12 protein-coding genes are annotated in these 14,035 nt (G+C 35.9%); 6 read left to right on the plus strand and 6 right to left on the minus strand.

From position 1 onward, the window contains the following. Positions 1–32: 32 nt before the first annotated feature. The 3 genes from menC to FHL05_RS05285 form a co-directional block, all read right to left on the minus strand. Entirely contained in the window at positions 33–1,157 is a 1,125-nt protein-coding gene (gene menC, locus FHL05_RS05275; protein ID WP_153384854.1) for an o-succinylbenzoate synthase, read from the minus strand. Positions 1,158–1,166: 9 nt separating this feature from the next. Continuing rightward, positions 1,167–2,294, minus strand: a complete 1,128-nt coding sequence (locus FHL05_RS05280) for an MFS transporter (RefSeq protein ID WP_338025944.1) — start codon at positions 2,292–2,294, stop codon at positions 1,167–1,169. A 150-nt stretch (positions 2,295–2,444) separates the two neighbouring features. Next, positions 2,445–3,791 (minus strand): M20/M25/M40 family metallo-hydrolase, encoded by a 1,347-nt coding sequence (locus FHL05_RS05285; RefSeq protein WP_153384856.1) that lies wholly within the window; start codon positions 3,789–3,791, stop codon positions 2,445–2,447. A gap of 124 nt (positions 3,792–3,915) precedes the next feature. Between FHL05_RS05285 and FHL05_RS05290 the strand changes: the two genes are divergently transcribed. From FHL05_RS05290 to FHL05_RS05300, 3 genes are all read left to right on the plus strand, one after another. Beyond that, complete coding sequence (locus FHL05_RS05290) at positions 3,916–4,803, plus strand: LysR family transcriptional regulator (RefSeq protein ID WP_337692522.1); 888 nt, start codon at positions 3,916–3,918, stop codon at positions 4,801–4,803. 73 nt (positions 4,804–4,876) lie between these two features. Beyond that, positions 4,877–5,524 (plus strand): pyroglutamyl-peptidase I, encoded by a 648-nt coding sequence (gene pcp, locus FHL05_RS05295; protein ID WP_153384858.1) that lies wholly within the window; start codon positions 4,877–4,879, stop codon positions 5,522–5,524. A 66-nt stretch (positions 5,525–5,590) separates the two neighbouring features. Next, on the plus strand, positions 5,591–6,472 hold the full coding sequence (locus FHL05_RS05300; RefSeq protein ID WP_153384859.1) for an NFACT RNA binding domain-containing protein: 882 nt from the start codon (positions 5,591–5,593) through the stop codon (positions 6,470–6,472). Positions 6,473–6,613: 141 nt separating this feature from the next. Here FHL05_RS05300 and FHL05_RS05305 read toward each other — a convergent pair whose 3' ends face one another. Next, positions 6,614–6,877 carry a hypothetical protein gene (locus FHL05_RS05305; protein WP_153384860.1) on the minus strand — a complete coding sequence of 88 codons (264 nt, stop codon included), beginning with the start codon at positions 6,875–6,877 and terminating at the stop codon, positions 6,614–6,616. Positions 6,878–7,028: 151 nt separating this feature from the next. Between FHL05_RS05305 and FHL05_RS05310 the strand changes: the two genes are divergently transcribed. Both FHL05_RS05310 and FHL05_RS05315 read left to right on the plus strand, forming a co-directional pair. Continuing rightward, positions 7,029–7,655: an endonuclease III domain-containing protein gene (locus FHL05_RS05310; protein ID WP_153384861.1), complete on the plus strand. Its 627-nt coding sequence runs from the start codon at positions 7,029–7,031 to the stop codon at positions 7,653–7,655. A gap of 79 nt (positions 7,656–7,734) precedes the next feature. After that, positions 7,735–8,727, plus strand: a complete 993-nt coding sequence (locus FHL05_RS05315; RefSeq protein WP_153384862.1) for an aldo/keto reductase — start codon at positions 7,735–7,737, stop codon at positions 8,725–8,727. Positions 8,728–8,782: 55 nt separating this feature from the next. On the opposite strand, the gene FHL05_RS05320 is transcribed toward FHL05_RS05315, so the two are convergent. Further along, complete coding sequence (locus tag FHL05_RS05320; protein WP_153384863.1) at positions 8,783–10,048, minus strand: methionine gamma-lyase family protein; 1,266 nt, start codon at positions 10,046–10,048, stop codon at positions 8,783–8,785. Between the two features lie 33 nt (positions 10,049–10,081). Further along, positions 10,082–12,172 (minus strand): putative ornithine decarboxylase, encoded by a 2,091-nt coding sequence (locus FHL05_RS05325; protein WP_153384864.1) that lies wholly within the window; start codon positions 12,170–12,172, stop codon positions 10,082–10,084. A gap of 247 nt (positions 12,173–12,419) precedes the next feature. On the opposite strand from FHL05_RS05325, the gene FHL05_RS05330 reads away from it, so the two are divergent. Beyond that, positions 12,420–13,862: an APC family permease gene (locus tag FHL05_RS05330; protein ID WP_153384865.1), complete on the plus strand. Its 1,443-nt coding sequence runs from the start codon at positions 12,420–12,422 to the stop codon at positions 13,860–13,862. The last annotated feature ends 173 nt before the right edge of the window (positions 13,863–14,035 follow it).

The raw sequence follows: 14,035 nt of genomic DNA on the forward strand, positions 1-14,035 counted from the left end.
ACAATCAAAAAATGATTATTCTCCCTATTTTTTTAGTATTGTAGAACTTTAGAATTAATTACCTGCTTTTGAATAGTAAATTTATCTAAATTCTCTTGATCGATTTCAAATCCTAAACCTTTATTTTGAGGAACATCAACAAAGGTTCCATCCAATTCAATCGTTGGTTTAATAATATCCTCATCATAATAACGACTAGATGCTGCTATATCGTTTGGCAATGTGTAACCTGATAACGTTGCAATAGCAAGATTGCCAGCTCGAGCAACCCCAGAATCGAGCATCCCGCCACACCAGCATTCAATACCAGCTTTTGAAGCCATACTTTGAATTTTTTTGGCAATTGTTAAACCGCCAACGCGAGCTACCTTAATATTGATGATACGACCACTACCTAGTTTGATCATCTTTCTAGTATCGCCAATCGAAGTGATACTTTCATCCAGACAAACCTTAGTTTTGATTTGTGACTGCAATTCAGCATGATCGACCAAATCTCCTGGCTCCAATGGCTGCTCAATCATAATTAAATTCAAATCATCTAAACGTTTTAACATTGGAATATCCTTTAATCGATAAGCTGAATTTGCATCTGCCATCAACATCGCCTTTGGATATTCTTTTCTTACCGCAGCTAAATAATCATAATCTTTTCCTGGTTTAATTTTCATTTTAATTCGACGATAACCATCTTTGATATAACCTCGGACAACTTCTACCAACTCTTCAGGTGAATTTTGAACACCAATGCTGACACCTGTTTCAATTTTATCCTTGGTTCCACCAAGAGCTTTGGCCAGAGTCAAATTATTTTGTTTAGCATAAATATCCCATAATGCACAATTGATAGCTGATTTTGACATATTATTTTTTCTGAATCCATTTAGATATGGATAAACATCATCTGGGTGATCAAGCTTTTGATTAAAAATCAAGGGTAACATTTGATCAACAATCAAATCCCAACTGCCATCTCGAAATTCTTCATTATAAAATGGTTGAGCAAAGGCTGACCCTTCACTATATCCAATTGTTCCATCTTCATCGACCAATTTTAAAATCAGACATTGTTTAAATTTCATGGTGGTAAAACTAGTTGTAAAAGGTTTCCTTAAAGGAATATCAACTTTTCTAATTTCAGCATTTACTATTTTCATTTTTATCTCCTATTCTGCTTTACTTGCAGCTTGTCTATTTTTAATTAAAGCTTTGTTATTAAACGTTAATGCGGCTACAAATGCGATTCCTGCAGCAAATACTAAGAATAAAAATGCTACAGAATACGAACCGCCAAAAATTTGGACTAAGTAACCTATTAATAAAGGTGCAATAAATCCAGCAAGTTGCCCACCAAAATTTACAATTCCAACGGATGATCCATAAGCTTTTTTAGAAATTAAAATGGCAAAAAAAGCAAAACTACTGCTGAATGCGATTGATTTAAAGAAATAAGTGGCAATTTCAAAAGTAATGATGGCACTTAAACTCTTTGAAGAGTACATTCCATACATAAAAACAGTTGCTAACAAACTAGCCAGAGCAATCAACCATTTTTCTCGATGATTGAATAATTTTGACATGATCCAACCACTGAGAATTGCACCTAGACCTGCAGCTAATGAAGGCAATGGAACTAACCAGGCGATACCAGCAAGATTAATATGGCGTGCTTGTAACAAATATGTAGGCATCCAAGAATCAAGACCTTTAGTTACCATACTTAGTCCAAAGACAACAACGAAAAATTGCCAAATCAAACGGTTTTTTAAGACACTAGACCAATCTATCTTAGTCTTACTTTTGATTGTAGAATCATTTTTATAATGAACATTTCTCAGAATTAAGAAATAAGAAATAACAAAGACAATTCCCAAAATACCCATAACGTGGAAAGTACTTCTCCAACCAAAGTTAGCCATTATTGGAGCAATTAACAATGGTGCAATGGCTGCTCCAATATAATTTGAAGATACAATTCCTGAGGTATAACCTGAACGTTTTTCATAAGAAACTGATTCTGAAATTTGTTTCAAACTTGCAGAAGGAAAGGCTCCTTCACCAATTCCAAACAAAATTCTAATAAACAGCAATGATACTAATGACCAAGCAAATCCAGTAAAGATTGTAAAAACTGACCAAATACTGATGGCAAATAAGATTGTTTTCTTAGTCCCAAATTTATCTGTTAACCAACCTCCTGGGATTTGCATTAATGCATAACTGAAAAAGAAAGCACTTGAAACAACACCTAATGTCGTAGTACTCAAGTTAAAATCTGTTCCAATATACGACAAAGCAATATTGATTGCCGAACGATCGATAAAACAAATAACATAGGCTACACATATAGCAATGCAAAAGTAACCCTTGGTTTTAGATTTGTACGCTGTGCTACTGATTTATTTTCACTTGTATAACTCTCTTCCATAATTAATTTCCTCCAATTAACCTTGGTTTAATAACTCATAACTAATTCTCACTCCATCAAAAAAAGCTTTTTGTGTTAAATTCTCATTTATATCATGATTATGTTGATCATAATTGGCATATGGCACTGTAAATACTGGAACCTTTAAAATATCTTTCCAAACATAATTAGGTACCGTGCCTGGCATAATTGGTTCAATGTGTACTCCCCCAGAACCTTGTTGAATCGCTTTACTTATCCAAGCAATTTGTTTTTTGTCAGCAATCGTATGTTCAGGTGGTATAGCTCCCAAATATTCAAGCTTTAACGATCCATCAGCTAATTCTTTACAATAAACAGTTTCTAAATCATTTTTAATTTCTGAAATAGATTGATTTCCCACCAAACGACAGTCGACTTTAATACTTGCTTGGTGAGGAATAATCGTCTTAATTCCTTTATCCATATATCCAGATTTAACGCTTAAAAAATTAAAAGTTGGCTTAAACATCAAATTTTGATAATATGCTTCCTTATCCAAAGGCAATCGTTTGATACCAGATTGTTTTTGGATTTTTTCTTTGTCATAAGGCAGATCATTTATCCAAGATTGCTCTTGAACGTTGGGCTTTTCCACTCCGTTATAGAAATGTTCCAATTTAACCTTTCCAGTTTTGTAATCATAGATTTTATCCAGATATTTCAAAAGTTGAACAAAGGGATTATCCATGACATTTCCCAAATTTCCAGAATGATTGTCTCGAGAACCTGTCTCACAGATCAACTCGAAAGCAAATAAACCACGATTACCCATTCTCAATACGTGCGTTCCATCAGCGGAAAAGGATCCATCGACAACGACAGCCATATCGATATCACTCAACTCAGTAGAAGCAATGTGTTTTAAAGTTGGTCGCAAATTCTTACTGCCTTGCTCCTCTTCTCCTTCAATTAACAAAGTAATATCAAATGGAAACTCTTTATGAATACAACGGTATGTATATAACCCGAGGATTTGAGCCATCAATTGACCTTTGTTATCTCCTACTCCTCTCGAAAAAAATCTATTTTCGGATTTAGTTAACTTAAACGGATCAGAACTCCATTTAGATAAATCTCCAGGATTCATAACATCATAATGTCCATAAAATAAAACATTTTTTGATTTTTTACCTTTCAGAGAGGCCAAAATAATGGGATTACCCTCAGTCTTAATAATTTCAACTTTTGCCCCAAGCAAGTCCTGCAACAAACTTTGCAAGAACTCCACTGTTTCCTCAATTCCTTCTCCAGTTGCACTGATACTCTTTAGAGAAATAAATTCTTCCAAAAACTTTTCAAAATCAGCCCTGTGGTTTAAAATAAATAAATCTCTATCACTCATTTTGACCCTCCTTTTTAATTTTTTTCTAATCTTTTCGGCTGTTGTTCTAGATACTATTTCATTTATCCATATTTGTGAAATACAAAAAATGATATGGACTATACTAAAAATGTTATGAAAGTTGGTGAATCACTTGAGACTGTTACAATTACGATATTTTTCCATGGTTGCAAAAACCGAAAACGTTTCTAGGTCTGCCCGTATTCTGCATATTTCACAACCTTCATTGAGCCGCGCATTGAATGAGCTGGAAACCGAATTGAATGTTAAATTATTTGTAAGAAATGGTCATTCATTAAAATTAAATGAGAATGGTTTAATTTTCAAAAAATATGTCAATCATGCTTTAAAAATCATTGACGAATCAGTTATTGAATTAAAGAGAAAAAATGACGCGCAAAAAGACAAAGTAACTTTTCGATTCGAAAAATCATCTCCATTGATTCCTAATATCATCCACCAATTAAAACAAGAATTACCTCACATCCAAGTTGACTTAATTCAAAATGGTTTGGAAAATGACAGCTTGGCTCACTATGATTTCGAATTTAGTACTCATAAAATTAATGGCAATGTTAACGAATTACTATTGACTGAAGAAATCATGGTCGGAGTCAATTATCAAAATCCTTTGGCCAACAATAAAGAAATCACTTTAAAAGAAGTCAAAAATAACCCTATAATTTTGACTACGCCTAGTCCCTTAAGAACTAGTATTGAATCCTTCTTTCAATCTCAAGATGTGATTCTAACCCCAGCTTTTGTTACTGGAGACCATTACACTCTAAAGGGCCTTTTAGATGAGAATATTGGTATAAGTTTTATTCCCACCGTTTCTTGGAATAACATTGAAGATCCGAAGATAAAGCTGATTCATCTTTCACCAAAAAAATTACAAAGAGAAATCTATTTGAGCTATCCTATTAGTTCGAGTCAAAATCCTTTTAATAAAAAAGTAATTACATTGATAAAAATGTATTTTGCTCAAATGAAAAAACAAAGTAATCTATAATTTGAGATAAAAAAGAAGGTATTCAAAATATATTATTTTGAATATCTTCTTAAATATTGGAGAGTATATAGCAATGAAAATTTTAGTAACAGGCTTTGATCCTTTTGATACGGACAAAATTAATCCAGCTATCGAGGCTGTTAAGAAATTACCCGATGAGATTTCTGGAGCTGAGATTATCAAATTAGAAATCCCAACAATATTTTATAAATGTGCACAAGTTGTTCATCAAGCAATTCTTGATAATGACCCCGATTATGTCTTAAGCATCGGTCAAGCTGGCGGACGTTATGCTTTAACGCCAGAACGCGTGGCCATCAATTTCGATGATGGTCGTATTGCTGACAACAGTGGCTTCCAACCTTTAGAACAACCGATTCAGTCTGATGGTCAAAATGCTTATTTCACACAATTACCAGTTAAAGCTATGGTTCAATCAATCCAAAAGGCTGGTCTTCCAAGTCACGTTTCAACTACTGCTGGTACTTTTGTCTGCAATCACATCATGTACCAAGTTCAATATATGATTGATCAAGAATTTCACAACCTAAAAGCTGGTTTCATACACATTCCCTTCTTGCCTGAACAAACGATAAACCGTCCAAATACACCTAGTCTCAGTTTAGATGATGACGTCAAAGGCATTACGGCAGCAATAAAAGCAATCGTTGTTCAAGATGGCAAAGGCGATATCAAAGTAACTGGTGGCAATTTAAACTAAATTGTCATTTTTTTATACAGTGTTATAATTTTTAGCGTTATAACGCTTAAGAAATGAGGATTATCAATGTCTGAAACTCAATCGACTGTTTCAAGCCAAGTTACAGAGGCCATGCAGTGGCAAATCAAACATACTAAAAAACAAATTGAATCGCTTAATAAAGCTATCACAAGAATTGGCGACGTCGACCAACTAAAAACTAAAGGTTCGCTATTAAAAGCCTATGCTAAAGAAGTTGACGTTAAAAAGGGTTATGTTGTGCTACCAGATTATCAAAACTCAGATAAAGAAATTACTATCTATCTTGATGTGAAAAAATCTGTCATCGAAAACGCTGAATTATACTTTCATCAATATCATCGCGACGTTCGTGGACTAAAAACCATCCAAAAGAATTTGCAAAAGGCTCAAGATAACCTTCTAAAACAACAAACTCGTCAAAAAAACTTTGATCCAACAGATTTAAAACAAGCTGAAACTATCAAACAACAATTGATTGCTGAAGATGCCTTCAAGACTAAAGTTCTGCATTCTTCTAAAGCACCTGAACCAGCTCATCCTAGACGCTTTTATACGACCGACAATGTCCTAGTTGAAATTGGCAAAAATAGCGACCAAAATGACCATTTAACATTAACGGCTAATAAAGATTATTACTGGATGCATGTCAGTGAATTAGCTGGTTCTCACGTCGTCATTCACAGCACGAATCCAAGTAAACAGACTCTTAAAGAAGCGGCTGTTTTGACAGCGTATTACAGTAAAGGTCGTGGCTTGAAACAAGTTCCTGTCGATGTTTTAAAAGTTAGCCAATTATTTAAACCAAAAAATGCTAAATCGGGTTTAGTTCTCTTCACCGGTAAATCGCAAACTATAACCGTTGATTCTGATGAAAAATTAGTTCAAAAATTATCTGAAAACAACAAAAACGCCACTAATTCAAACTAGAATTAGCAGCGTAAACGCGAAATATAACATAATTTTTTTCCGCTTAAACCAAATAATCCAAGGTAATCAAAATCGATTGCCTTGGATTATTTATTTTAATGCTCGAAAGCTTGCCATGGTATATCTCGCTTTCGTTTTTGTTTATTCATAGTACTTGTTAATGACTCTTTGATGGTAAAGGTCATTTCCCTGTCCCCAAAAAATAAAGCTTAGTGAAACATAAATAATAGCTAAAATAATATTAAATACGGTAAATGCCGTGTGCTTTGTAACCATTAATCCAATTATAAAAAATATTGATAACAATGGTTCAATTATGCCTAACCAAGCATGTGAATTATTGGCTAAGACATACTTTTCAAGGATTAAGGAGGCAATTGACCCTATAACAAAAATAATACCCATAATTACACCCCCATAATTAATCAGCGGTTATTATATTAGCACAAATATTTTTCTGAAATAATCTAAAAAGACTATGAAAACGTATCCAATATTTAATTCAACAAAATTTTGATATTATGTTGGATAATATTACCGAGGAGGACCAAATATTTTGTACAAACAAATCACTATTTATGATTTATTAGATATATTGCATGACAAATTAGGCGAGCAAAATTGGTGGCCCGCAAGAAACGCTGAGGAAATGTTAAGTGGAATGATTCTGATTCAAAACACTAATTCAAAAAGCGTTGCCAAATCATTGGATAATTTGAATCAGGTAACTCAATTCAACGTCGACAAAATGCTACAAATTCCAGAATTAAAATTACAGGAACTGATTCAACCCAGTGGATTTTTCAAAAATAAAGCCATTTATTTACGTTCCTTATTAACCGCCTATCGTGATAAATTTTCTGACTGGGAAAAACTCCCCACAAATTTATTGAGAAAGAACTTACTAGCGTTAAAGGGAGTTGGCAACGAAACTGCTGATGTATTGTTACTATATTATTTCCACCGGCCAACTTTTGTCTCTGACAATTACGCCATGAAACTCTTTACTCAATTGCACAGTTTCACCGACCATCCTAGCTACATGCAACTAAAAAAAGCTGTTCAAAAAGATTTTGATTTCACATCAAAACAAGCTGAAGAATTGCATGCTTTGATCGATGAATTTGGCAAATTGAAAAGCGACTTCTTTAAAGATTATCAATTACTCCTGCCAATATTCTAAAGACTCAGACGTTGCGTAATTGGTGGCGCTGTCATATCATTTATTTGATTAGTTAATTTGTAATTGAAAGGATGATAGTATGTATAAAGCTTCAGATAATCGTTACAAAGAAAATAATGTTCGCCATGCTGGCAAAACTGGTTTGATGTTGCCACCTATTTCATTAGGACTCTGGCATCATTTCAGTAGCAGCGACCCATTAGCTGACAGAAGGAAATTGATTTTGCACGCTTTTGACAAGGGAGTCTTCCACTTTGACAATGCCAATCATTACGGAGACGGCGATGTTGGTAGTTCCGAAGAATTACTTGGTCAAATTCTAAAAACGGATTTAAAACCTTATCGTGATGAATTAGTTATTTCAACTAAAGTTGGCTATGAAATACACGATGGCCCTTACGGAATTGGAACTTCTCGTAAGTCAATCTTGCAAGGTATCGACGATTCATTGACTCGCTTAAATCTTGATTATGTCGACATCTATTACGCTCACCGTTATGACGACGCTACGCCAATTGAAGAAACCGTTCGAGCTCTTGACGATGTAGTCAAATCTGGTAAAGCCTTGTACGTCGGTGTTTCTAATTTTGAAGTTCCACAGATGAAGCAAGCTCTAGAAATGTTCAAAAAACTTGGGACACCATTTGTCTTAGATCAAATGAGTATGAATTTACTCAATGATCACGTTGAAAGCAGTGGTTTAAGAGATTTATTAAAAGACAACGGTGCTGGAGCAATTGCTTATGGTCCTTTATGTGAAGGTTTGTTGTCTGACCGTTATCTCAACGGAATTTCAGATAGTTACAGCATCCACCCTACCAATAAAGATTTATTGAAAGATGGAAAAGATGCACTTGTTAAAAAATTAAATGATTTAAACGAAATTGCTCAAAATCGTTCACAAACACTCAGTCAAATGTCATTAGCATGGTTATTAAGAGACCCCATAGTTGCCAGTGTCATCATTGGTACTACTAATATCGATCACTTAGATGATAATCTTAAAGCCTTAGATAACCTTGAATTCAGTGATGATGAAGTTTCAGCAATTGAAAAAATTATTAAAAAATAAGTTACTAAAATAACGCCAAAATGCCGAAGCATTTTGACGTTATTTTTTTGCATTCTTATTGATAAAAGGTCTCATTAACAGCTTGTGTGATTGCAACCTGAACATGAGCGTAAGATAATCCACCTTGAATGTAAAGTGAATATGGAGGTCTGATTGGACCATCTGATGATAGTTCAATTGTTGAACCTTCGACGAAACTTCCTGAAGCCATGACGACGTCATCTTCATAACCATCTTGATGGCTAGGAATTGGGTCGACGAATGAATTCATTGGTGAAAAGTGTTGAATAGCCGCACAGAATTTTACCATTGGATCAGGATCACCAAAGGAAACGGTTTGAACAATATCGGTTCTTGGTGCATCCCATTTTGGTGAAACATTCATTCCCATTTCTTCACATAAAGCAGCTGTAAAGACCATACCTTTTAGAGCTTCGCCAGTTGTGTGAGCGGCCATGAAAAATCCTTGGTAGAAGTCACGCAAGTAACCCCAAGTAGCGCCCTCGCCTTTACCAGCGCCAGGAACGGTCAGTCTGGAACCTGCACCGTCAACTAAATCTTCACGTCCAACAATGTAAGCACCACTCTTAACTAAGCCAGCTCCGGCATTCTTGTAGAGCGACCCGGCCATAATGTCAGCTCCATAAAAAGTTGGTTCTTCTTTTTCGGAAAATTCACCGTAACAGTTATCAATGAAGACATTGACATCTGGTCGTAATTCTTTAACAAATTTAATCATCTCAGCAATTTTTTCAACCATGAAACTATCGCGAACCGCATAGCCACGTGAACGTTGAATTGCTACGACCTTGATAGAATCGTCGTTCACCAAGGCTTTTTTGGCATTCTCATAATCAACTGAACCATCATCTAATAATTCTGTTGTTTTAAAGTTAATGCCATATTCTTTCATATTGCCACGTTTATTTCCAGCTAGACCAATGACTTCTTGAATCGTGTCATATGGTGTACCTGTTAGATAGTAAAGCGTATTGCCAGGACGCAACATACTAAAAAGTGCTGTCGAGATAGCATGCGTACCTGAAGCAAATTGGGGACGTACCAAAGCATCATCGACCTTGAAATAATCTGCATAGATAGCTTCAATCTTGTCACGGCCAATATCATCGTAACCATAACCAGTTGATGGAACTAAATCTTCTTCCCCCACTCGATGCTTTCTAAAAAGATTCAAAACGCGTTGTTGATTATACAAAACTTGTTGGTCGATTTCTTTTAAACGAGGTTGAATCAATTCCTCAACTTTTGCGACCTTCGTCTTTAAATCTTCTGGTAAATCGTCTGTCCATGATAATGACATAAAAAATTCTCCTCAATTAAGTAATTTTACTTACTATTTATTCTTTAAAACCTCTGCCTGGACGGAAATCGTTCCGTCTTCATTCCTATCCCAATATACACCTTGAATCTCTGGTACAAAACCGGGGAAACGTTCAATCGCACCGACTAAATCTTCAAAATATTTCAAGTCGATTTTTTGCCATTTTTCACCAGGTGCCACAATAAAGACCCCGGGAGGATATGGCAATGCTCCCTCTGCAGCAATTCGACCCTCAATATCTTTTAGATTGACCAATTCACTTTGATTCCGCATAAATAATTGATCAGCTTTTCCCGGCGTCATCGTGTAATTTTGCATATCCTTTTTAGCAAACAGTTCTTTTTGAAGCGTAAACGTCTTATTTTGACGGTAATACTCATGCATCTCTTGGCAAAGCTGCTTCAAAGTATAATTTTGATAACGCTTTGGATAGACTTGAGCAAGTTTTGGCAAGACTTCAGTCAAAGGTGCATCTGCAAAATACAATCGTTCAAATTCCAAGAACGCCTCTAATAAAGTATCAAGTTCAGCTTTGGTATCGCCAGGAGTCAACAAGAACAACAAAGAATTCAAATCATCTTTAGCTCGAATGATTCGCTTCTCCATTAAGAATTCTGCCACTACTGGGCCAGGAATACCACTATCTTGATACTTGGAATTTTTAATATCTATTCCCGGCGTTATAACGGTAATCTTCAAAGGGTCAATCATCGCCTGTCCATCGGCAATTTCTTTGAATCCATGCCAATTATTGCTCTTCTTCAAATTCCAGTATTCACTATGCGTCGCTAAATCATCAGTACTGATTTGGGCAAAATTATCAGGAACTAAGGGGCGAAATAGTTTTGACTCTTTCAATAATTGCTTGCGCCAATTTATTCCCATCTTCAAAGTATCATCCCACCAATTTTTGTTACCTTGGCCAGCGGTTAAATAAGCATTAACTGTTAGGGAAGCGTAAATTGGATATGAATAGCTCGACGTAACGAATTTCAAATAAGCATTATTGAAGTGCTTGTGGTCAACATAGCGAGCTTGGCCTTTCAAATGAGCATCTTTTTTCAAGATTTGTGACGTCTGGGCGAGACCAGCTTGTTGTTTGTGCAATGATTGCGTAACTAGAATCCCTGGATCATCTGCTCCGTATTCCAAAGAAAGTGGCGAGAGGTGCTTCATAATCGGTACGAATTGCTCAAATCCGCCCCAAGCACAGTCAAACAAGATGTAATCGCAGAGTTTACCGATTTTATCAATCATCCACTGGGCATCGTAAAAAACGCCGTCATACGTTTCTAATTGGACGATAGCCAATCTAAACGGACGCTTAGCTTGAGCTTTCTTAGGGTCGACTTTGGCAATTTCTTTTCTCAAATTAGCTTCGTCTAAAGCTTCTGGATTCATCTCGCCAATCAAGCCTAAAGGATTGCGATCAGTTGGTACATAAACCGGCTTGGCACCGCTCATAACTAACGCACTATTATAAAGCGACTTGTGATTGTTTCGATCGAACAAGACTAAATCATCTTCTGACAATAAGGCACTAGCACAAATTGAATTAGCGCTGGTTGTTCCATTGGTACAAAAGTAAACTTTGTCAGCGTTATAAGTTTGAGCAGCTTTTTGTTCAGCCGTTAATGGCGTTCCTTCATGGGTCATCGTATCGCCTAATTCATCGACTGTGTCGCTGGTATCGGCGAACATCAGGTTCTTACCAAAGAAACGATTAAAAACTACTCCAGCAGGATGTTTGTCGTAATATTGACCGTTATGATGGCCTGGGGTCGTAAAACTGATAGGCTTATCTTCAGCAAAATTGATCAAATCTGTTAAAAAACCTGGCACCATTTCTGTCTGATATTCTTTAGCAGCCTTGATTGCTTGGTCTGTCACGTCAGCTGTAGAATTAGCTTGAATAATAGGAATACCGAGGCCTGATGCTTCTTGTAGATTCTTAGCGAACGCAAGATTTTTTTTATCTTGTCCATTCAAAACGATAGCTGCCAATCCTGCTACATTGATCTCTGCAGTAAAAGGAACTAGTTCCCAACTGCTTGAATCGTTCATTACTACATCGTTGCCTACGGCAATTTTCAGAAAATTCATAAATTTCCTCCTATTATTTCAAAAAAGTTTTCAAAAAGGTATTGCAAATGATATATAAATATCTATAATTTTCTGGGTATGTTTTTTTATTTAAGCATTAATTATAAAAATTTATTACGGCATTGATTATATCTACACATTGAGGTTATAAACAAGTGAAAATAAATAGTTCTTTACTTACATTGAAACCTCCCAATTTTAAAAGTCCACACTAAATAGACTTTTAAACAATTCGGGGGAATTAACATTGGAATCATTAGAACCAAATAAAAAGCACTATCTCAGTTGGCCGGTCATCGCCTTGATCGACTTCGTTACCATCATCAGTTTTGAAAATATCTTCTATCCCTTTCAAAACCAAGGACTATCCGTGGTCATCTCATGGATTTTCTTACTCTTCTCTTATGTCATCCCTTATGCACTGATTTCCAGTCAGATGAGTTTGACCTTTGACAATCAAGCCGGAGGATTAGCCTCATGGGTTCGTCACAGTAGTAACGATACTTTAGGATATTGGACATCTTGGATGTATTGGGTTCAAAGCGTTCCCTACATCGTCGACGTTTCCAACTCCGTTATCGTATCCTTTAGTTGGATGTTTCTAGGAAATAACACTCTAGATAAAAAGATGTCGCCATTTTGGTTCGGTATTTTAACCTTTATCATTATCTTACTTTTCATCCTTTTAGAAAATGTTATCAAGAATTCTTTAGAAATACTGTCACTCATCGGTGGTGGCGCAATGTTCATCATGTCATTTTTGTTCGTATTATTGGCAGGTTACGCTGTCTTGCATGGTCACCATATCGCAACTCAACCATTCAACTGGGGGGCTTTCAAACCGTCGTTTAGTCTGAAATACTTCTCGACGACTGGGCTGTTGATTTTCGCCATGTCTGGTGCAGAATTAGCTGCTCCTTATGTCGTTCAAATGCGTGATCCAAAGCATGAATTTCCTAAGGCCATGTGGTTATTGGCTATCATGACCGGTTTCTTAACTATCTTTGGTACCTTAGCCTTAGCAATGTTTTTCAATGCTCACAATATTCCACATGATTTCAAGATGAACGGTCCTTACTATGCTTTCCAATTATTAGGTAATAGTTTAGGTGTCGGTAAACTTCTGATGTATATCTTTGCCGTCGTTCAAGCAATCTTCATGATGGCTCAATTAGCCGTATTACTAGATGCTTCCAGTCGTGTCTTTGCCGGTGATGTAGCTGACAAGTTCATGCCTAAGTGGCTAACTAAGAAAAACAAGCACGGTCGTCCGATCCACAGTTACACTATGACAACCGGTTTAAGCTTGTTCTTATTATTGCTAACTGGTACTTTGCCAAATATCAATACCATTTATAATTGGCTATTAAATATCAACGGAATTATTTCACCATATAAGACTTGTTGGGTCTTCTTCGCCTTTATTGCGATGAGAATGCATCAAGATAAATTCCATTCCGATTATACTTTCATCAAAAATAAAACTGGCGCACTACTTGTCGGTGGCTGGTGTCTAGCCTTTACCTTTATCTGTGCTACTTTAGGATTCATCCCTCAAGAAGCAGACTTTGGTACTGGTGCTTTCAATCACCAATTGTTACTAAACTTCATCACAGTTATCGTTTTATTCGGACTAGGCTTTGTTATGCCATGGTTACGTAAGCGAGAAGCAAGACGTGAATTAATTTAAAAAATAAAGCTCTCTAATTAGGTAAATTCCTAACTAGAGAGCTTTTTTGGCTGTACGATAAATAAAGTTGATAGGTATTTTGCCATCAACTTTATTTTTGTATACCATTTATTAGTAATAACCATTTAAGAACACCAAAAAAGGACACCATTCATGCCCTTTAGATGTTCGAC

Source organism: Companilactobacillus halodurans, from assembly GCF_009600995.1.
Classification (GTDB): domain Bacteria; phylum Bacillota; class Bacilli; order Lactobacillales; family Lactobacillaceae; genus Companilactobacillus; species Companilactobacillus halodurans.